General features: G+C 61.7%; 23 protein-coding genes and 1 pseudogene. 14 read left to right on the top strand and 10 right to left on the bottom strand.

The window, feature by feature from the left end:
* Positions 1 to 42 precede the first annotated feature (42 nt).
* Together BLS51_RS24585 and BLS51_RS24590 are read left to right on the top strand one after the other, a co-directional pair.
* Entirely contained in the window at positions 43 to 681 is a 639-nt protein-coding gene (locus tag BLS51_RS24585) for a LysE family transporter (protein WP_090190885.1), read from the top strand.
* A 78-nt stretch (positions 682 to 759) separates the two neighbouring features.
* Positions 760 to 2,568, top strand: coding sequence for a FecR family protein (locus BLS51_RS24590; protein ID WP_090190883.1), 1,809 nt, complete (start codon positions 760 to 762; stop codon positions 2,566 to 2,568).
* A 63-nt stretch (positions 2,569 to 2,631) separates the two neighbouring features.
* Here BLS51_RS24590 and BLS51_RS24595 read toward each other — a convergent pair whose 3' ends face one another.
* On the bottom strand, positions 2,632 to 3,114 hold the full coding sequence (locus tag BLS51_RS24595) for a phage regulatory CII family protein (protein WP_090190881.1): 483 nt from the start codon (positions 3,112 to 3,114) through the stop codon (positions 2,632 to 2,634).
* An 86-nt stretch (positions 3,115 to 3,200) separates the two neighbouring features.
* Between BLS51_RS24595 and BLS51_RS24600 the strand changes: the two genes are divergently transcribed.
* The 4 genes from BLS51_RS24600 to BLS51_RS24615 all read left to right on the top strand — a co-directional run bounded on the left by BLS51_RS24600 (position 3,201) and on the right by BLS51_RS24615 (position 5,994).
* Positions 3,201 to 4,049 carry a hypothetical protein gene (locus BLS51_RS24600; protein WP_090190879.1) on the top strand — a complete coding sequence of 283 codons (849 nt, stop codon included), beginning with the start codon at positions 3,201 to 3,203 and terminating at the stop codon, positions 4,047 to 4,049.
* Positions 4,050 to 4,051: 2 nt separating this feature from the next.
* Positions 4,052 to 4,828 carry a DUF2491 family protein gene (locus BLS51_RS24605; protein WP_090190876.1) on the top strand — a complete coding sequence of 259 codons (777 nt, stop codon included), beginning with the start codon at positions 4,052 to 4,054 and terminating at the stop codon, positions 4,826 to 4,828.
* A gap of 33 nt (positions 4,829 to 4,861) precedes the next feature.
* Positions 4,862 to 5,653 carry a hypothetical protein gene (locus BLS51_RS24610; protein WP_090190874.1) on the top strand — a complete coding sequence of 264 codons (792 nt, stop codon included), beginning with the start codon at positions 4,862 to 4,864 and terminating at the stop codon, positions 5,651 to 5,653.
* A 65-nt stretch (positions 5,654 to 5,718) separates the two neighbouring features.
* Positions 5,719 to 5,994, top strand: coding sequence for a DUF493 family protein (locus tag BLS51_RS24615; protein WP_090190872.1), 276 nt, complete (start codon positions 5,719 to 5,721; stop codon positions 5,992 to 5,994).
* On the opposite strand, the gene BLS51_RS24620 is transcribed toward BLS51_RS24615, so the two are convergent.
* Positions 5,995 to 6,888, bottom strand: a complete 894-nt coding sequence (locus tag BLS51_RS24620) for a transcriptional regulator GcvA (RefSeq protein WP_090190870.1) — start codon at positions 6,886 to 6,888, stop codon at positions 5,995 to 5,997.
* A gap of 111 nt (positions 6,889 to 6,999) precedes the next feature.
* Here BLS51_RS24620 and yfcF point away from each other — a divergent pair, with 111 nt between their 5' ends.
* From yfcF to lipA, 3 genes are read left to right on the top strand one after another with little or no spacing between them, the layout of a single operon-like run.
* Positions 7,000 to 7,626, top strand: coding sequence for a glutathione transferase (gene yfcF / locus BLS51_RS24625; protein WP_090190867.1), 627 nt, complete (start codon positions 7,000 to 7,002; stop codon positions 7,624 to 7,626).
* Positions 7,627 to 7,654: 28 nt separating this feature from the next.
* Positions 7,655 to 8,314: a lipoyl(octanoyl) transferase LipB gene (gene lipB, locus BLS51_RS24630; RefSeq protein WP_090190864.1), complete on the top strand. Its 660-nt coding sequence runs from the start codon at positions 7,655 to 7,657 to the stop codon at positions 8,312 to 8,314.
* A 7-nt stretch (positions 8,315 to 8,321) separates the two neighbouring features.
* Positions 8,322 to 9,296: a lipoyl synthase gene (lipA, locus tag BLS51_RS24635; protein ID WP_090190862.1), complete on the top strand. Its 975-nt coding sequence runs from the start codon at positions 8,322 to 8,324 to the stop codon at positions 9,294 to 9,296.
* Positions 9,297 to 9,347: 51 nt separating this feature from the next.
* Here lipA and BLS51_RS24640 read toward each other — a convergent pair whose 3' ends face one another.
* The 4 genes and pseudogenes from BLS51_RS24640 to BLS51_RS24650 all read right to left on the bottom strand — a co-directional run bounded on the left by BLS51_RS24640 (position 9,348) and on the right by BLS51_RS24650 (position 10,997).
* Complete coding sequence (locus BLS51_RS24640; protein WP_229207752.1) at positions 9,348 to 10,238, bottom strand: hypothetical protein; 891 nt, start codon at positions 10,236 to 10,238, stop codon at positions 9,348 to 9,350.
* Positions 10,239 to 10,283: 45 nt separating this feature from the next.
* Positions 10,284 to 10,349: pseudogene (locus BLS51_RS30685) on the bottom strand (zinc-ribbon domain-containing protein); the annotation flags it as partial.
* A gap of 14 nt (positions 10,350 to 10,363) precedes the next feature.
* Positions 10,364 to 10,705: a zinc-ribbon domain-containing protein gene (locus BLS51_RS24645; RefSeq protein ID WP_090190857.1), complete on the bottom strand. Its 342-nt coding sequence runs from the start codon at positions 10,703 to 10,705 to the stop codon at positions 10,364 to 10,366.
* Positions 10,706 to 10,718: 13 nt separating this feature from the next.
* Positions 10,719 to 10,997: a hypothetical protein gene (locus tag BLS51_RS24650; protein ID WP_217636500.1), complete on the bottom strand. Its 279-nt coding sequence runs from the start codon at positions 10,995 to 10,997 to the stop codon at positions 10,719 to 10,721.
* A 277-nt stretch (positions 10,998 to 11,274) separates the two neighbouring features.
* Between BLS51_RS24650 and BLS51_RS24655 the strand changes: the two genes are divergently transcribed.
* Genes BLS51_RS24655 through BLS51_RS24675 form a run of 5 tightly spaced genes read left to right on the top strand, consistent with a single transcriptional unit; the run spans position 11,275 to position 14,425 of the window.
* Positions 11,275 to 11,931, top strand: a complete 657-nt coding sequence (locus tag BLS51_RS24655) for a peroxiredoxin (protein WP_090190851.1) — start codon at positions 11,275 to 11,277, stop codon at positions 11,929 to 11,931.
* Positions 11,932 to 11,933: 2 nt separating this feature from the next.
* A complete protein-coding gene (locus BLS51_RS24660; RefSeq protein WP_090190848.1) occupies positions 11,934 to 12,596 on the top strand; it encodes a uracil-DNA glycosylase in 663 nt (220 codons plus the stop codon).
* 2 nt (positions 12,597 to 12,598) lie between these two features.
* Positions 12,599 to 13,021: a PaaI family thioesterase gene (locus BLS51_RS24665; RefSeq protein WP_090191019.1), complete on the top strand. Its 423-nt coding sequence runs from the start codon at positions 12,599 to 12,601 to the stop codon at positions 13,019 to 13,021.
* A 43-nt stretch (positions 13,022 to 13,064) separates the two neighbouring features.
* Complete coding sequence (locus BLS51_RS24670; RefSeq protein WP_090190847.1) at positions 13,065 to 13,538, top strand: group I truncated hemoglobin; 474 nt, start codon at positions 13,065 to 13,067, stop codon at positions 13,536 to 13,538.
* 17 nt (positions 13,539 to 13,555) lie between these two features.
* Positions 13,556 to 14,425, top strand: a complete 870-nt coding sequence (locus BLS51_RS24675; RefSeq protein WP_090190845.1) for a DUF3034 family protein — start codon at positions 13,556 to 13,558, stop codon at positions 14,423 to 14,425.
* Between the two features lie 2 nt (positions 14,426 to 14,427).
* Here the strand turns inward: BLS51_RS24675 and cynS are convergent, their stop codons facing one another.
* The 4 genes from cynS to BLS51_RS24695 are packed head-to-tail and all read right to left on the bottom strand — an operon-like array spanning position 14,428 to position 17,895.
* Positions 14,428 to 14,871, bottom strand: coding sequence for a cyanase (cynS, locus tag BLS51_RS24680; RefSeq protein ID WP_090190842.1), 444 nt, complete (start codon positions 14,869 to 14,871; stop codon positions 14,428 to 14,430).
* 12 nt (positions 14,872 to 14,883) lie between these two features.
* Positions 14,884 to 15,663, bottom strand: coding sequence for an ABC transporter ATP-binding protein (locus tag BLS51_RS24685; RefSeq protein ID WP_090190840.1), 780 nt, complete (start codon positions 15,661 to 15,663; stop codon positions 14,884 to 14,886).
* Positions 15,653 to 16,522, bottom strand: a complete 870-nt coding sequence (gene ntrB, locus BLS51_RS24690; protein WP_090190834.1) for a nitrate ABC transporter permease — start codon at positions 16,520 to 16,522, stop codon at positions 15,653 to 15,655. The genes BLS51_RS24685 and ntrB overlap by 11 nt, the downstream gene beginning before the upstream one ends.
* On the bottom strand, positions 16,522 to 17,895 hold the full coding sequence (locus BLS51_RS24695) for a CmpA/NrtA family ABC transporter substrate-binding protein (RefSeq protein WP_090190832.1): 1,374 nt from the start codon (positions 17,893 to 17,895) through the stop codon (positions 16,522 to 16,524). The genes ntrB and BLS51_RS24695 overlap by 1 nt, the downstream gene beginning before the upstream one ends.
* Positions 17,896 to 17,967 lie beyond the last annotated feature (72 nt).

Genomic DNA, 17,967 nt, shown 5'->3' on the forward strand with positions numbered 1-17,967 from the left:
TACCGCTACAATGGTGATTGCCTCTGAACAAATGGAACCGTCATGACTTTCGCCACCTGGATCACCTTTTTTGTCGCCGCCTGCATTATCGCCGTCTCGCCTGGTTCGGGGGCGGTGTTATCGATGTCGCATGGATTGTCGTATGGCGTGCGTCGCGCTAGCGCCACGATTTTCGGCCTGCAGACCGGCTTGCTGCTGGTGTTCTTCATCGCTGGCGCCGGGGTCGGCTCGCTGCTGATGGCGTCCGAGGTGGCGTTCAATATTGTCAAAACGGTGGGCGCGCTGTACCTGATCTACCTTGGCCTGAGCCAGTGGCGCGCCAAGGTCACCATCGGCGCGCAGCAGCACGCCGAGGTGGTGGTGCCGACCGCCCGCAAGCGTTTCCTGACGGGTTTCCTGACCAATGCCACCAACCCGAAAGGCATCATCTTCATGGTGGCGGTGCTGCCGCAGTTTATCACCCACGCTGCGCCGTTGCTGCCGCAGTTGCTGATCCTGGCGGTGACGATGTGCTGCATCGACCTGGTGGTGATGCACAGCTACGCCTTCCTGGCATCGTCGATGCAACGTTTCTTCCGTGACGCTGGCGCGGTCAAGAAGCAAAACCGCGTGTTCGGCGGCTTGCTGATGGCGGTGGGTGCGGCGCTGTTCTTCGTCAAGCGCGGCGGTTCGACGGCTTAAGTGCAATTATTTGTAAGCGCTGTAGTCGAAATCTAACGTGCGGCGTTAAATCAGGCATCACCCACAGGAGACGCAGCCATGAGCCGCAACATCATCCCGACCGTCGTGCTGGCCGCTTTGGCCGGCTATAGTGCGTTGGCCTATGCCGAAGATCCGCCCGCCATGGTCGGCCGGATTTCCAGCATTCAGGGCCAGGTGACGCTGGTCGGGGAAGGCGAGCCGGTGGGCGCCTCGCTGAACTGGCCGGTGACCGCCGATAACCACGTCAATACCGCCTCCGGCGCGCGCACCGAGTTCCGCGTCGGCTCGACGGCGGTACGGCTGGACAGCGATTCTGATCTGGAAATCGTCGGCATGGACGACGACCTGCTGCGCCTGCGCCTGAACTACGGCAGCGTCAGCATTCGCGTGCGCAGCCCCGAGATGCTGCGCGATTTCGAGCTGAACACGCCGCAGGCGCGCATCACCATGCTGGAGCCGGGCATACTGCGGGTCGACGTTGATCGCCAGCCGGATACCAGCCAGGTCACCGTGCTGGAAGGCAGCGCGCGGGTGGAAGGCGCCGGCTCGTCGGTGGTGGTCAACAATGGCCGCCACGTCGACATCACGCCGGAAGACGTGCGTACCAGCGTCGCGCGCCGCGACGGCTTCGACGTCTGGGCCGAAGACCGCGACCGCCTGGACAGCGCCACCACCACCACCCGCTACGTCTCCAGCGGCATGACCGGCTACGAGGAACTGGACCGCAACGGCAGCTGGACCGACAACGTCGAATACGGCCCGCTGTGGACGCCACGCAACGTGGCGCTGGACTGGGCGCCCTACCGCGACGGCCGCTGGACCTGGCTGGCGCCGTGGGGCTGGACCTGGGTCGATAACGCATCGTGGGGCTATGCGCCATCGCATTACGGCCGCTGGGTGCTGGTCGAGCGCCGCTGGCGCTGGGCGCCAGGCCGTCCCGCCGGGCGTCCGGTGTGGGCGCCGGCGCTGGTTGGCTGGGTCGGCGGCAATGGCGGTCCGCATCATCCGGGACCGGGGCTGGGCTGGTATCCGCTATCGCCGCGCGACCGCTTCGTGCCGAATTACCGTGTCTCGTCCGACTACGAGCGGCGCGTGACGTGGACCCATAACGGCAAGCCGTTCACGCCGCGTCCGGACTTCAACGGCCGTCGCGACGGCCTGACCGTGCTGCCGCGCGACCAGTTTGATGGGCGCCGCAATGTGAATGTCGGACGTGGCGCGCATCTGCTGCCGCCAGCCAACTTCGTCAAGAACGTCACACCGGTGACGCCCCCGCAGGGACCGCAGCGTCCGCTGAGCACCGACCGTGGCGGCCGGGGCGACCGCGACCATGATGGCATCCCCGACCGTTTCGACCGCAACGATGGCCGCAATAGCCGTCCGGGGCCGGGCCGCACGATCACCGCGCCATCGCAGCCGCAGCAGGTGCCGGCGCAACAGCCGCCAGGCCGCATCAGCACGCTGGCGCCGAACCAGTTCGGCCATCCGGATACACCGACGCAGACCATCAATCCGAACGATATGCGGATCGAGCTGCGTCCGCGCTTCAATCCTGGGCAGCCGGGGCAGCCGCGTCCGCAGACATCCCAGTCGCCAGTAATGCCGCAGCCGGTATTGCAGGTATCGCCACAACAACAGCAGCAGCAACGCGAGCGCTTCGACCGCGACCGCAACGACGATGACCACCGTGGCCGTCAGCGTGAGCAGCGCCCGCAACCGCAACCGCAAGCCCAGCCCCAGCCGCCGCGCCAGTTCACGCCGCCACCGCAGCAAGCGCAGCCAGCCCAGCGCGAGCACCGCGAAAGCCGCGAAAACAATCGCAACGACAACCGCCGCAACGACAACCCCCGCGTCAACGAACGCTAATCCGGGGTCAGTTCTGCCAAACGTACACGAGCTCATGTACATTTGGCAGAACTGACCCCCGGTTTATTGTTGGGCTTTGAGGCGCAGGCGGGCGCGCCATTCGCCGAGGGCGGAAAGTGCGCCCTGGAATTCTTTTTCGATCAGATCCGCTTCCGCAGCGGTCACTTTGCCATCCATCAATGCGGTGGAGACGGCTTCCGCTACCGCGCCTACCTGGCTCATTACCTTGCACACCGTCTGCGACAGGTCGTCTTCGCTGACGCTGTCCGGCGTCGGCACCACGAAGGCGGCCATGCCGTGGCGTACCAGCAGGGCGTGCAGCGGCAGGTGCGCTTCCACGACGCCAGCCCGGTGGCACAGGTCCACCACCGTTGATACTTCTTCGAACGACGGGTAGTGCGACGCAATCGTCGGCGCTAGCTTGTTGCGCAGGACGTTGACCGAGATCCCCATCGCTTGCGCCAGCGCGTCGATGCCGCCGGGATAGCTGCGCGCCACCTTGTAGAGCGCGTCGTGCTGATTCATGTCCAGGTATTTACGTGTCATGGTGAAGCGGGCCTTTTATTACCGATGCAAGCGCGAACGCGCGGCGCTATGCTGTTTTTCATTCAACTTCTTTGTGAAAAGACATCATGAAGTCATTCAGTTCTGCGCTGCTGTTGATGGTTTGCCTGGGGGTGGCAGGCAATGTGCCGGCGGAAGCGCGGCCGGCTTCACATTCTGGCACATCGTCGTCGTTTAAAAAGGGATTTTCTTCACAAAAGAGCAACTCCGCTGCCAGGCATAGCAAGCCAGCCGCGCCGCCCGCCAATCGCCAGAGCGGTCCGGGCGCTTTCGGCAAGCAGGCTGGTTCGCCGGCGCAGCCGCAACGCAATACGTCGGCGATGTCGCGCGATGTCGATCGCGGTGCCGCCGAGGCCAATGCGCTGAAGACGCTGGACCAGCGCCGCAACGCCACCACCAATCAGCCGCTGCCACCGCTGAACGATCGCTTGCGTCAGCCGCAGCCTCCGTCACCTGTGGACCGTGCGCCGGCCTCTCCGGCGCCGGGGCCGGGCTATCAACAGCAAGCGTCCGGCAATGGCAATGGCCTGATGGCCGGCGTGCTGGGCTTTATGCTGGGCCGGGCGATGAGCCAGAGTCATCAGCCGGTGTCGTATCCGACCACCAATGGCAGCCAGCCAGCCGCGCAGCACCCAGCCGTTGCGGGGCCGGCGACAGCAGACAGCGCCATGGTTGGCGGCATGCCCGGTCTTGGCGACACCGCGCCCGCAGCCATGACGCCCACCACCGCGACCACCGCGCAGCCCGGCGCGGCCATGACATCCGCCGCTGCGCCCGCGCCGCCGTTCAGCGCCACTGTGCTGCGCTGGTTTGCCTGGTTGTCGGTGCTAAGCCTGCTGGGCTGGGCCGCTGTGTATTCGGTGCGCAAGTTCCGCCGCCTGCGCACCGGTCCGAATTATTCATTTGAAAGGAACTGAAGATGGGCTGGACCGATGCTTACAACTATCTGCGCACTGGCGCCACCAGGCTGATGGGCGATGACGCGCCGCGCACCGATACCGGCCTGCCGCTCGGCGCGCGCATCGGCAGTGTGGTCGGCATCCAGCAGTCGCCGCTGCTGCGCGCGGCCGGCGAAGGCTCGCTGATTGCGCTGCCGGATGCCGATGACACGCGCATCGTCGCCGTCTCGCAGATCAAGCTGAAGCAGTCCGGCGGGCTGTACCGCTATTACCTGGAAACCGGCGACCGCGACGACAAGGAGAAATTCCTGCAGGTCTACCAGAACGCCAGCGGCGAAGTCAGCGAGATCATGTACTGCTCCCAACTGGCGCGCGTGATTCCGGAATCGACCGAGGACCAGGATGCTTACACCGGCCGCACCGGCGCCGGCCTGGGCGACCGCAGCTACACGCTGTGGCGCGAGCAACTCAGCGATATGGAGCTCGATCTGGCGCTGATCTTCGGCGCCAATGAAGGCATCGACTACTGGCGCGACGCCGGCGACCCGGAAGTGGCCTATATGCCGCCCTTCACCGGTACCGAGGTCCGGCTGGACGACGCCAGCGGCAGCACCGGCCTGCGCCAGGAAATGTACTTCATGCCGTATGTGCGCGAACTGCGCAGCGGCAACCACGAATATCTGCTGATCACGACGGAAATCATCCACAGCGTGAACGGCGATACCAGCAAACGCGGAATCCATGTCGACTTCGTCATCGGCATCCCGGTGGAGCAGCAACGCATCGTTATCCAATGATGCGCAACCTTTGTAAACCTTGAGGAAACTGAAATGAGCAACTTGAATGGCTGGGGTTTGACCGCGCGACTGATTTCCAAGCACTTTGGCGCGCTCGGCAATCGCGTTTCCGAGGCGATCGCCAACTTTGATCCGGAAACCGCCACCGAGGCCGACCGCGACCGCCTGGCCGACAACCTGCGCAGCGCCGCGCAAAAGCTGGCCGCCGCCCGCGCCGCCTTCGACAAGGAAGCGTCCGACGTGGTCAAGCTGCGCCAGCTGATCGCGACCGACGAGCAAGCCGCCGGCACGCTGGCCGAACGCCTGTCCGCCGGCAAGATTTCGGAAGCCACCATCACGCTGTTCTGCGACGAGCTGGAAGGCAACAAGGCGCGCCTGCCGCAGGAATTGCAGGAGGAAGCCGATGCGAAACAGTACATGAACGAGCTGCAAACCATCGTCGACGCGCTGTCGAAACAGCTGGCCGAGTTCGATACGCAGGCGAAAAAGGCGATGCAGGCGCTGGCTTCGGCCCGCGCCCAGCAGGATCTGCAACAGCTGCGCGCCGACCGACAGGCCCAGCTGGCCGGCTTGCAAGGCATGCGCGGCCAGTCAAGCGCGCTAAGCGCCCTGACCCGCCGCGCCGACACCATCCGCAACGATGCCGAAGGCCTGCGTATCGTCACCGATATCGGCCAGAAGCCGCTGGACCAGGCCGCCGAACTGGAGGCGATCCGCAAGTCGGTCAGCCAGCCTGCGCTGGGTGGCAATGAGTCGGCGCTGGCGCGTTTGCAGCGCCTGTCCGGCACGCCGGCGCAGGAGCCGCTGGCGCTTGCAAAGTCCTGATCGGGCTACAATATAGGGTAGTGCCGCCGTTGTGGATGGCACTACCTTATTAGATTGGAAAGAATATGCAAGCGATCCCGCCATCAGAGTCCCTCATCGAGTATCCGAGCGACTTCCCGATCAAGGTCATGGGGCCGACTCATATCGATTTCGCCCCGACCATCATTGTGGTCGTGCAAAAGCATGACCAGGATTTTCATGAAGGCAAAATGGAAGTCCGCCCTTCGGCCAAGGGCAATTACACCGGCCTGACCTGCACCGTGCGCGCCACCAGCCGCGAGCAGCTGGATGCGCTGTACACCGAGCTGTCCGCCCATCCGATGGTCAAGATCGTCATGTAATCAGGCTTGCTGGCGCTGGAAGGCGTTAATTTCTTCCAGCAGCCAGTCACGGAACGCCAGCACCTGCGGCTTGCTTGCCGCGTTGGGCGGCGTGACGAAGTAGTATTCATCCGGGCTGGGCGTGGCGATATCGAACAGTCGCAGCAGCTGCCCGGAGGCGATCTCCTGCATCGCCACCACATGCCGCACCAGCGCCACGCCGTTGCCGTCGGCAGCCGAGCGGATCAGCATCGGCAAATCCTCGAACATCAAGCCGCCTGACGGTTCTGACAGGCTCAGGCCAGCCGCGTGCAGCCATGGTGTCCAGCGCTCGGTCGAGCGCAGCAGCGTGTGCCTGGCCAGATCGGCCGGCATGGCGGGCAGCTGCCCACCGCGATAGTGTGGACTCACTACCGGGTAGTAGACATCTCCCATCAGCCTGAGCACCACCATGCCCGGATAGTTGCCGCGCCCGAAGCGGATGCCGACGTCCACGCCCTCGCGCGCCAGGTCCTGCATGTGGCCGCTGGACTGCAACACCACCTCGATATCCGGATGCAGCTCGATGAAACGCCCGAGCCTCGGCGCCAGCCAGCGCGCGGCAAACGAGGGAATCGAGGTAATCGTCAGCCGCTGGTTGATGCTGGTGGCGCGCATGGCGTCGGTGGCGGCTTCGATGTCGGCAAAGGCCTTGCCGAGGAATTGGGCGAACTTCAGCCCGTCGTTAGTTATTTTCACCTGGCGGCCGTGACGCACGAACAGCGCCCGGCCCAGCTCCTGTTCCAGTCCACGCACCTGATGGCTGATGGCGCCGTGCGTCAGGTGCAACTCTTCCGCCGCGCGCGAGAAATTCTCGTGGCGGGCCGCCGCCTCGAAGGCGCGCAACGCGGAAAAATTGGGCAGCCTGCGGGCCATTCTGTGGATAACTTTGTGAATAAAACTAACAAGAATTGCGAAAATATACCGTTATACAGGCACTTACACAAGGTTTACCATGTGAATAAATCTACCTAAGCCGGAGCCGCCATGCCGTTTGAACTGTACGTTGATGCCTTGCACACCAGCCCGTATGCGCTTTCCGTCTTCGTGGCGTTGACCGAGAAGGGCCTGCCCTTCGCCGTCAAGACAGTGGACTTGTACAGCGGCGAACAGAAGCTGGCAGCTTTTGCCGACCGGGCGCTGACGGCCCGCGTGCCGGCGCTGGTGGAGGGCGATTTTGTGCTGACCGAGTCGTCCGCCATCACCGAATACCTGGACGAGAGCTTCCCGCCGCCGGAATACATCGCGCTGTATCCGCGCGACCGCCGCCAGCGTGCGCTGGCGCGGCAGCTCCAGGCCTGGGTGCGTAGCGACCTGGTGCCGGTGCGCGTTGAGCGCGATACGGAAACGGTGTTTTTCGGCAAGGCCTGCGCGCCGCTGACCGAAACGGCGCAAGCCGCCGCATCCAAGCTGGTGCACGTGGCCAGTCACTTCGTGCAAGGTCCGCAGCACCTGTTCGGCGACTGGTCGATTGCCGACACCGATCTGGCCATCATGCTCAGCCGCCTGGTGCGCAATGGCGATGAAGTACCGGCCAAGCTGCGCGAATACGTCGATTTCCAGTGGCAGCGCCCGTCCGTGCAGCAATGGCTGGAGCGCCAGCAGCCGGGCTGAAAGCGGCCTTCGAGGGTATAATGCCGGCATGACGTCCCCAACCTTCCCTGAGATCAAGCATCTCGGCAAAGCCGACTACGACAGCACTTTTGCCGCCATGCGGGCCTTCACCGACGCCCGCACGCCGGACACGCGCGACGAACTGTGGATCGTCGAGCATCCGCCGGTCTACACGCTGGGCCTGGGCGCCGATCGCGGCCACCTGCTGGCCGGGACGTCGGAGATACCCGTGGTGCAGACCGACCGGGGCGGCGAAGTCACCTACCATGGCCCCGGCCAAGTGGTGATCTACCTGCTGATGGACCTGCGCCGCAACAAGCCGGGCGGCAAGCTGTATGCACGCCAGTTTGTACATAAAATCGAGCAGGCGATCATCAATGTCTTGCAGGCGTATAATCTTGTCGGTGAGCGCGTGGAAGGCGCGCCGGGCATCTATATGGCCGGCGGTGACCACCAAGGCGCCAAGATCGCCGCGCTGGGCTTGAAGGTACGCGGCAATGGCTGCACCTACCACGGGCTGTCGCTGAATGTGGCGATGGACCTGGCCCCGTTTTCCTGGATCAACCCATGCGGCTATGCCGGGCTGGAAACAGTCGATATGCGTACTGTCGGTGCGCAGGCAATGCTGTCGGATGTGCAACAGCAGCTGGCCGAGGAATTAGTCCGCGTCCTGGCGGCAAACGAATGAACTGATTATGACCACTGAAACTCCTGTAGCTTACAACCCGAGCGAAAAGCAAAAAGGCGCCAGCAAGACGTCGCGCATTCCGATCAAGATCGTGCCGGTCGAGCAGGTCGAGCGCTTGAAGAAGCCGGACTGGATCCGCGTCAAGGCCGGTTCGCCGAACACCCGTTTCTACGAAATCAAGGAAACGCTGCGCGAGAACAAGCTGGTCACCGTCTGCGAAGAAGCCAGCTGCCCGAACATCGGCGAGTGCTTCGGCAAGGGCACGGCCACCTTCATGATCATGGGCGACAAGTGCACCCGCCGCTGCCCGTTCTGCGACGTCGGCCACGGCCGTCCGGACCCGCTGGACAAGGATGAGCCGACCAATCTGTCGCACACCATCGCCAAGCTGCGCCTGAGCTACGTGGTGATCACCTCGGTGGACCGCGATGACTTGCGCGACGGTGGTGCCGCCCACTTTGTCGAGTGCATTTCCAACACCCGCGCGCTGTCGCCGAAAACGCAGATCGAAGTGCTGGTGCCGGACTTCCGCGGCCGCCTCGAAAAAGCGCTGGCGATCTTCGCTGACGGTCTGCCGGATGTGATGAACCATAATCTGGAAACCGCACCGCGCCTGTACAAGGAAGCGCGTCCGGGTTCGGATTATATGCACTCGCTGAAGCTGCTGAAGGATTTCAAGGCCCTGTATCCGCAGGTGAAGACCAAGTCCGGCATCATGGTTGGCCTCGGTGAGACCGACGAAGAAATCCTGCAAGTGATGCGCGACATGCGCGAACACGACATCGACATGCTGACCATCGGCCAGTACCTGGCGCCGTCCAACAGCCACCTGCCGGTGCGCCGCTACGTGCACCCGGATGTGTTCAAGATGTTTGAAGAAGAAGCCTACAAGATGGGTTTCAAGCACGCTGCCGTCGGCGCCATGGTGCGCAGCTCGTACCACGCGGACGAGCAAGCACACAACGTGCTGGCTGCAGGCTAAGTAGTCGACGCTGTCGTTATTGACAGCGTCGCCCTGCTTTGCTGCCGGATCTTATTTCGACGGGTCGTTATCTGGCGCCAGCACTACCGGCTGGCCGTCTTCCGTCACGTCGGTACCGTCAAAGACCACCACCGTGTTGCCGCCCATCTTGGGCATGGTAATCGTAATCTTGCCGCCATCCTGCGCGAAGCTGCCTTGCGGCGCGCAGGTGCCGAATTCGGGCGTTGCGGTAACGCCGGAAGCTTGGACCACCAGGAAGAAGAACAGCGCCTCGCAACTATTGCCGCGACCGCCGCTGCTGGTCATCAGCACGAATTGCTTGCTGTCGGAATGCTGGAATAGACGGACCGGCTTTTGCCAAGCTGCGTCATCGCCGTTGAACAGTGGCGTGCCGTTGAGCGTGACGGCGGACTGGCCGTTGGCCAACTGGGTTTGAGCCAGTTGGCCAACGATCGTATTCAGCGTTGCAGGCAGATTATCGCTGTTGATGTCGAAACTGCCGCTGGCGGTGGGCAAGGCTGGCGCGACTTCTTGCGACGGCGTATTCACCGGGGCGGACATCGCTGCCGAGATTTCATCCGACAGTTTCTGCTCCTCGGCCCTGTTGCGGTAATTCTGGTAAGCGGGGATCGCCACGGCGGCCACAATACCCAGCAGCATGACGCCAAAGGTGAGGCCGACAGCCCAGCGCGACCAGGATTTCTGAACGCGGTTGAAGTGTTCGAGGCTTTCCCACTTGCCATTCTTCCAGGCCATTTCCCGGCCTTTGATGCCCAGCCAAATGGCAAAGATGAAGCCGATGTACGGGATCAGCGCCAGCAGACCTATCCAGGTGCGGTTACCGATGGCCCATATCCAATTCAGCAGGAAGGCGCCCCAGCTCCATCCTTTGACGCCTTCAGGTATGGCTTCGGAGGCCGGTTGCGCCGGTGCTGCCGGCACTGCCGGCGCCGGGTGATGAACAGTTGCCGGCTGTGCGGTCAGGGGTTTTCCGCAGTTCTTGCAAAACGCTGCCTGATCGTCATTTTGACTGCCACATTCACTACAAAACATATTGGTTTCCTCTTTTAGCCAAGCAAGGCAAACAGAATTCGGATGATGGAAAGCACGCCAACAACCATCAGGATGATCTTTGCGTACTGCGGAATCGGTGTGACCTTGCCGTCTTTTTCCAGATAGATATCGCCGGTGTACAGAATGAACAACAGGGCTGGCGAGAAGAACAGGCAGCACAACACTGCGAACCAGCGTTTTCTAAACACGGGGACATCGTCGTACCTTGCGTAGCTGACTGGCGTGCCAGGCGACGCGGCAACTGGCGGTACTGCTTGCGGCGCGCCGCACTTGGAGCAGAAGCGGGTGGTGTCGGTGATTTCGTTGCCGCATCCACGGCAGAAAGCGATGGCCATAGTCGGCTCCTTTTTATTGGGTATGCATGCCGATCAGGGCCAGCACGGAAATGGAAGAAAGTACGATGCCGGCAATGGCCATCTTCTTTGCGGCGATGTAGCTTTTGACGCTGACCGCGCCGAAAACGATGGAGACTGTGGCAAACATCAGGAAGCCGATGATGGTGTCCTTGTCCATGGGTTCTTCGTCGAACAGGATGAGAAAGCAGATGATGCCCAGCACCAGCGAGGTGATACCCATCCATTTGGGGCCATCGGCTGCCAAGGCTGCGCTGTCGGGCACTTTTTGCACGGCGCCGCATTGCGGACAGGTCGGCGCCGACTCATGTATTTCCTTGCCACAGCCTCTACAAAATACCATTCGTTTCCCTTTCGGACATTCGTTGGAGTAGTTATTGAATTGAAAAAAATAGTTCAATAACACAATTTCTTATAGGAATTATCTTAACGAAAGGGAATAGCTTAGAAACTCTCCAATACTCACAAACAAAAACTTTTTATTCGCCGGGACGGTTCTAGTATTATTTCTATTTCCCTGATCATTTCATCCACGTTATAGGATATCTATCATGTCGCTACGTATTAATGACATCGCCCCGAATTTCACCGCCAACACCACCCACGGCAAGATCGACTTCCACGAGTGGATCGGTGACCAGTGGGCGATCCTGTTTTCGCATCCGAAAGACTTCACGCCGGTCTGCACCACCGAGCTGGGCTACATGGCCAAGATCGAACCGGAATTCACCAAGCGTAACGCCAAGCTGATCGGCCTGTCGGTCGACGCTGTCGAAAACCATGAGAAGTGGGCTGCCGATATCGAAGAAACCCAAGGCGCCGCCGTCAAATATCCAATGATCGGTGACACCGACCTGGCCGTGGCCAAGCTGTACAACATGCTGCCAGCCGAAGAAGAAGGCACGCATGAAGGCCGCACGCCAGCTACCAACGCCACCGTGCGCTCGGTATTCATCGTCGGTCCGGACAAGCGCATCAAGCTGACGCTGACCTACCCGATGACCACCGGCCGCAACTTCGACGAAATCCTGCGCGTGCTGGATTCGATGCAGCTGACCGCCAAGCACAAGGTCGCCACGCCGGTGAACTGGAAAAACGGCGATGACGTCATCATCACCACCGCTGTCAGCAACGAAGAAGCCGAAACCAAATTCCCAGGCTTCCGCACCATCAAGCCCTACCTGCGCGTGACCAAGCAGCCGGTTTAACAATGAGCGTGCGCATAGAGGAATCGTGGAAGCAGCGGCTGCAAGGTGAGTTTGAGCAGCCTTACTGGGAATCCCTGACTTCCTTTGTGCGTGCCGAATATGCGGCCACGCAGTGCTGCCCGGCCGGCAAAAACATCTTCCGCGCCTTCGACCTGACGCCGTTTGATGACGTCAAAGTCGTCATCCTCGGACAAGATCCGTATCACACGCCCGGCGCCGCCATGGGCTTCTGCTTCTCGGTCCCGGATGGCAATCGTCCGCAACCCAGCTTGCAGAATATTTTCCAGGAACTGCACAGCGACCTTGGCGTTGATCGTCGCCACACCGATTTGAGCGACTGGGCGCAGCAAGGCGTGTTCCTGCTGAACAGCGTGTTGACGGTGCGTGCGCGCGAAGCCGGCTCGCATGCCAACAAGGGCTGGGAGACGTTCACCGACAGCGCCATCAAAACGCTGTCGCAGCAGCGGGAAAACATCGTCTTCATCTTGTGGGGCAGCTATGCCATCGCCAAGCGCGCGCTGATCGACAGCCGCAAGCACCTGGTGATTACCTCGCCTCACCCATCACCGTTCTCCGCGCACAAAGGCTTCTTCGGTAGCCGGCCATTCTCGCGCGCGAACGATTACCTCACCTCCAACGGCCACGCGCCGATTCAATGGGCTTGAACATGGACGCCAGCAAATTCACCACGGAGTATTTCAACACCTTCGGCAAGGGCACGCTGCCCGATCATCTGGGCATCGTCATCACGTCGGTGAAGGAAGGCGAGATCGTCGCCGAGTTCGACGTCACCAAAAACCATCTGGCGCCGAACGGCTTCCTGCACGCCGGCAGCGTGGTGACGCTGGCCGATACCGCCTGCGGCTATGCGTGCTTCTCGCACCTGCCTGACGATGCGCAGAACTTCACCACGATCGAACTGAAATCCAACCACCTGGGCACCGCGCGCGAAGGCACGGTGGTGGCGACTGCCACGGCGGTACATCTGGGCCGTACCACGCAGGTGTGGGATGCCACCGTCATCAACAAGTCCACTGGCAAAACAATAGCGTTGTTCCGCTGCACACAAATGGTTTTGTATCCCAAATAGCTGCTAAATTTGCGGGTAGGCATGACATTCATGAGGACCCACGATGATCAAATTCTCCCGCATGGCAGCCATCGGCCTACTGCTGGCCTCCTCGCTGGCGATGGCGCAAACGCCCTACACCGACGACTCCACGTATCAAGGCCTGGGCGGCAAGGACGGCATCAAGAAAATCGTCGATACCTTCATTACGCTGGTACTGGCCGATCCCCGCATCAAGGACAATTTCAACGATTTCGACATCCCGCAGCTGAATGTGCGCTTGCAGGAGCAGTTCTGCGAGTTCGCCGGCGGCCCTTGCAAATACACCGGCAAATACCGCGACAAGACCATGGACGGCGTCGGCACGGTGCGCGACATGAAGACCGTGCACCAGGACCTGCAGATCACCAACGCCATGTTCAACGCGCTGACCGAGGATTTGCAGATCGCGATGGAGCAGCACAATGTGCCAAGCAGCGTTGCGCTCAAGCTGGTCGCCAAGCTGGCGCCGATGCAGCGTGACATTGTGACCAAATAATCGCCAGGAGCGGAGCCATGAAAAAACTCATCCCAGCATTGTTGGCATGCGCGTGCGCCAGCGTCGGTGCGCAGGACATGGGCAAGCTGCTTGCCACGGGCGGCGTCTCGCAGGTGGAGGGCGCGGGCGGCGGCGGCATCACGCCTTGGGCGCTGATCACAGGCTACGGCACGCGCGACTCGTGGGGCGCCAATGCGCACTTCACCTACGTCAGCACACAGGACTATCAGCTCAACACCTATGGCGTCGCGGTTGGCATTGCGGACCGGGTGGAGCTATCGCTGGCCAAGCAGGAATTCAAGGGCAGCCTGGCGCCGCTGAATCAGCTCAACATCAAACAGGATATCGTCGGCCTCAAAGTGAAGGTGCTGGGTGACGCTGTGTATGAACAGGATAGTTGGGTGCCGCAGGTGGCGGTCGGCGTCATGTACAAGAAGAACAAAGGCATAGACGGCCTGGGCGCGCTGGGCGTCACCAACGTCAAGCAACTCGGCGCCAAGGACGATAGCGACTATGATTACTACGTGTCCGCCACCAAGATCTATCTGGAATACAGCCTGCTGTTGAATGCCACGCTGCGCGCCACGCGGGCGAACCAGATGGGGATACTGGGCTTTGGCGGCGACAGAAATGAAGACCGTCGCCTGAAGCCCGAGTTCTCGGCCGCGTACCTGATCAACCGCAAGCTGGTGCTGGGCGCCGAGTACCGCCGCAAGCCACACAATCTCGGCGTGGATAACGAGAAGGCATATTACGACGTGTTCCTCGCGATATTCCCCAACCGTCATTTCTCGGCGACGGTGGCATATGCCAACCTGGGGGACATCACCATCTTCAATCCTAAAAAGCAGAAGGGACTCTATCTGTCCCTCCAGGCGGGCTTTTAGTTTTAGTAGCTTTTGTACGGCAGGAATTTTCCGCTCAGGACCACCTGCACGCGGTCGCCTTTTGGATCGGCTGCGCGCTGGATGTCCATCGAGAAGTCGATGGCGCTCATGATGCCGTCGCCGAATTCTTCATGGATCAATTCCTTGATGGTGGTGCCGTACACGCTGACGATTTCGTACCAGCGGTAGATCAGCGGATCGGTCGGCACGGCGCTTGGCAGCGAGCCTTTGTACGGCACGATCTGCAGCCACGCGGCTTCCTCGTCGGTGAGGCCGAACAGCTGCTGCGCCTTGTCGGCCTGTTCGCGGTTGAAGGTCATCTGGCCGAGCAGCGCGGCGGTGGTCCATTCTTTACTTTGTCCGAATTCCTTGGCCAGATCGCCCCAGCGCAGGCCTTTGGCGACTTTGGTCGAGATGATTTTTTGCGTGACTTGATTGCGGTCCATGAGGTTTCTCCTTTAGTTGGAACGGTGGACGAGGAAGTCCACCAGATGATTGCGTAAGGGGTAGAACTGCGGGTCGTGGTGCATGCCGGCGCGCGTACGGTCCTTGGGCAGCGGGTTGCTGACCACTTCGGCGATGCGGGCGCGCGGTCCGTTTGACATCAGCATGATCTTGTCCGACAGCAGAATCGCTTCGTCGACATCGTGCGTGATCATGAAAACGGTTTGATGGGTGGCGGCGCAGATTTTCAGCAGCTCGTCCTGGATCACGCCACGTGTCAGCGCATCCAGTGCGCCAAAGGGTTCATCCAGCAGCAGCATCTTCGGCTCGATCGCGAACGCGCGGGCGATGCCGACACGCTGCTTCATGCCGCCCGACAGCTCGGACGGTTTTTTGTTTTCCGCATGTGCCAGGCCGACCATGGCGATAAAGCGTTTGGCATGCCCGGTCTTCTCGGCCTTGCTCCACTCCGGATAGCGCGACTGCACGGCGAACAGCACGTTCTCCAGCACCGTCAGCCAGGGCATCAGCGCATGGCCCTGGAATACGACGCCACGTTCCAGGCCGGGGCCATTGATCTCGCGGTTGTTCATGAAGGCGTGACCTTCGGAGGCGGATTCCAGCCCGGCCAGTACATTCAGGATGGTCGATTTGCCGCAGCCGGAATGGCCGATCACGCAAACGAATTCGCCCTGCTCGATATCGAAGGAGACGTTTTCAAATACCGGCGGCGCCGATGGCACGTAGCGCTTGGCCAGGTCCTGCACGCGCAGGAAGGGAATGTTATTCGACATAAGTCACCAGTTTTTGCAGTCGTCCCAGCGCCAGGTCCAGCAGCATGCCTACCACGCCAATCAGCACGATGGCGAACAGCACGCTGGTCAGCGACAGGTTGTTCCATTCATTCCAGACGAAGTAGCCGATGCCGGTGCCGCCAACCAGCATTTCGGCGGCGACGATCACCAGCCAGGCGATGCCCATCGAGATACGCATGCCCGTCAGGATGGTCGGTGCAGCCGCCGGCAGGATCACGCGGTGCGCGGTACGCAGCGGCCCCACTTCCAGCGTGCGGGCGACATTGAGCCAGTCGCGCCGCACCGAGGCGACGCCGAAGGCGGTGTTCATCAGCATCGGCCACAGCGCGCAAATGAAGATGACGAACATGCCGGACAGCGAAGAGTCCTTGATGGTGTACAGCGCCAGCGGCATCCACGCCAGCGGCGAGATCGGCTTGAGGATCTGCACATAGGGATTCAGCGCGCGCTGCATCAGCGGCGACATGCCAAGCACAAAGCCGACCGGGATCGCTACCAGCGCGGCCAGCAGGAAGCCGATGCCGACCCGCGCCAGCGAGTAGCCAAGTTGAATGCCGATGCCTTTGTCGTTCGGGCCGTTGTCATAGAACGGATGGGCGAGATGGCCGGCGGCGGCGCGGCCGAATTCCAGCGGCGTGGGGAAGCCGCCGCTGCTCTTTGGCGCCGCTGCGGACTTGCCCATCAGCGCGGCGTATTCCGCGTCGGCCGCAGCGGTGGCGCTGTCCTCCGCCGTTGTGCCGGCGCTCGTCGGCAGCGTGGCGAGGTGCCAGGCGCCGACAATCACCAGCAACAGCAGCAGCGATACCAGCGCAGCGCGCAGGTTCAATGAAGTCCGCATCAACGGCTGCTCCGCTTGATGGCAAAGCTGTCGGCATACGCCGCTGGCTTGGCCGGATCGAACACTTTGCCCATCACGGTAATCGGCTTGTTTACGCCTTGCGGCACCGGCTGGCCCAGTTCCTTCATGTGCTTTTTGGCGTCGGTCAGCAGCAGCACTTTTTCGGTGATGGCCTGGTAGTCGATGTCTTCCTTGATATAGCCCCAGCGCTTCATCTGCGTCAGTATCCACACGCCCATCGAGTGCCACGGCACCGGATCGAAACCGGCACGGCCAGGCACGGTGCGTACATTGCCCAGGCCATCGGCAAACTTGCCGGTCAGGACTTGCGTGACCACGGTTTCCGGCTGGTTCAGGTAAGCCGCCGGCGAAATCACCTTGGCCACCAGCGCGCGATGCTGTGGATCGTTGGCCATGGCGGCGGCGGTCAGCACGGCGCGGAACAGCGCGGCAAAGGTGTTCGGGTTCTGGCGCACGAATTCGTCCGGCGCACCGAAGGCGCAGCATGGGTGGCCATCCCAGATTTCCTTCGACAGGATGTGGATGAAACCTACTTCGTCATACACGGCACGCTGGTTGAACGGATCGGGACCAAGGAAGCCGTCGATGTTACCGGCGCGCAGATTGGCCACCATCTCCGGCGGCGGCGTCACGCGCAGCTGTACGTCGCGGTCCGGATCGAGGCCATGCTCGGCCAGGTAGTAGCGCAGCAGGTAGTTGTGCATCGAGTATTCAAACGGGATGGCCAGCTTGAAGCCCTTCCATTGTTTCGGATCGCGCTTGTCCTTGTGCTTGACGTGCAGCGTAATCGCCTGACCATTGATGTTCTGGATGGTGGCGATGCGCACCGGCTGTGGCGCGGCGCCGCCCAGGCCCAGCGACATCGCCAGCGGCATCGGCGACAGGAAGTGCGAGGCGTCGTGCTCCTTGTTGATGATCTTGTCGCGGATCAGCGCCCAGCCGGCGGTCTTGTTCAGCGTGACGTTGAGGCCCTGCTTGCGGTAGAAGCCCAGCGGGTCGGCCATGATCAGCGGTGCCGCGCAGGTGATGGCGATGAAGCCGACCTTCAGGTCTTTCTTCTCCAGCGCACCATTGGCGCCTTTCGTCTCTTGCGCCATCGCCTGCATGGCGCCCACCGGCAGCACGCTGGCGATGGCGGCGCGCGCGGTGTTGGCGCCGACCGCGCGCAGGAAGTCGCGCCGTTGCTGCGCTTGCGGGAACATGGCGCGCAGCAGCGATTCTTCGACGACATCGTTGCTTAGTTGTTCGACGGAGGCAGCTTCTTCTGCCGCGTGTTCGGCGGCGCTGGCGTGACGTCCGCAGCCGCAGGCCAAGGCCGGGCGGTCGGCGTCATAGGAACGGAAGATCGACATGGACTACTCCTGGAGTGGTTATGTCGATGATGCTCGCAAGCGTCGGGCCAAGCGCCTGCGGCTGTAGTGCTT

The organism is Duganella sp. OV510 (assembly GCF_900100205.1).
Taxonomy (GTDB): domain Bacteria; phylum Pseudomonadota; class Gammaproteobacteria; order Burkholderiales; family Burkholderiaceae_D; genus Rugamonas.

Bases quoted from the DNA above. Each gene is read 5' to 3' on its own strand.
- BLS51_RS24610 (WP_090190874.1), top strand. From the start codon at position 4,862: ATGAGCAACTTGAATGGCTGGGGTTTGACCGCGCGACTGATTTCCAAG.
- BLS51_RS24685 (WP_090190840.1), bottom strand. From the start codon at position 15,663: ATGTCGAATAACATTCCCTTCCTGCGCGTGCAGGACCTGGCCAAGCGC.
- BLS51_RS24695 (WP_090190832.1), bottom strand. From the start codon at position 17,895: ATGTCGATCTTCCGTTCCTATGACGCCGACCGCCCGGCCTTGGCCTGC.
- cynS (WP_090190842.1), bottom strand. From the start codon at position 14,871: ATGGACCGCAATCAAGTCACGCAAAAAATCATCTCGACCAAAGTCGCC.
- BLS51_RS24670 (WP_090190847.1), top strand. From the start codon at position 13,065: ATGATCAAATTCTCCCGCATGGCAGCCATCGGCCTACTGCTGGCCTCC.
- BLS51_RS24665 (WP_090191019.1), top strand. From the start codon at position 12,599: ATGGACGCCAGCAAATTCACCACGGAGTATTTCAACACCTTCGGCAAG.
- BLS51_RS24645 (WP_090190857.1), bottom strand. From the start codon at position 10,705: ATGGCCATCGCTTTCTGCCGTGGATGCGGCAACGAAATCACCGACACC.
- BLS51_RS24660 (WP_090190848.1), top strand. From the start codon at position 11,934: ATGAGCGTGCGCATAGAGGAATCGTGGAAGCAGCGGCTGCAAGGTGAG.
- ntrB (WP_090190834.1), bottom strand. From the start codon at position 16,522: ATGCGGACTTCATTGAACCTGCGCGCTGCGCTGGTATCGCTGCTGCTG.
- BLS51_RS24620 (WP_090190870.1), bottom strand. From the start codon at position 6,888: ATGGCCCGCAGGCTGCCCAATTTTTCCGCGTTGCGCGCCTTCGAGGCG.
- BLS51_RS24590 (WP_090190883.1), top strand. From the start codon at position 760: ATGAGCCGCAACATCATCCCGACCGTCGTGCTGGCCGCTTTGGCCGGC.
- BLS51_RS24675 (WP_090190845.1), top strand. From the start codon at position 13,556: ATGAAAAAACTCATCCCAGCATTGTTGGCATGCGCGTGCGCCAGCGTC.
- BLS51_RS24605 (WP_090190876.1), top strand. From the start codon at position 4,052: ATGGGCTGGACCGATGCTTACAACTATCTGCGCACTGGCGCCACCAGG.
- BLS51_RS24615 (WP_090190872.1), top strand. From the start codon at position 5,719: ATGCAAGCGATCCCGCCATCAGAGTCCCTCATCGAGTATCCGAGCGAC.
- BLS51_RS24600 (WP_090190879.1), top strand. From the start codon at position 3,201: ATGAAGTCATTCAGTTCTGCGCTGCTGTTGATGGTTTGCCTGGGGGTG.
- BLS51_RS24655 (WP_090190851.1), top strand. From the start codon at position 11,275: ATGTCGCTACGTATTAATGACATCGCCCCGAATTTCACCGCCAACACC.
- lipA (WP_090190862.1), top strand. From the start codon at position 8,322: ATGACCACTGAAACTCCTGTAGCTTACAACCCGAGCGAAAAGCAAAAA.
- BLS51_RS24585 (WP_090190885.1), top strand. From the start codon at position 43: ATGACTTTCGCCACCTGGATCACCTTTTTTGTCGCCGCCTGCATTATC.
- BLS51_RS24595 (WP_090190881.1), bottom strand. From the start codon at position 3,114: ATGACACGTAAATACCTGGACATGAATCAGCACGACGCGCTCTACAAG.
- yfcF (WP_090190867.1), top strand. From the start codon at position 7,000: ATGCCGTTTGAACTGTACGTTGATGCCTTGCACACCAGCCCGTATGCG.
- lipB (WP_090190864.1), top strand. From the start codon at position 7,655: ATGACGTCCCCAACCTTCCCTGAGATCAAGCATCTCGGCAAAGCCGAC.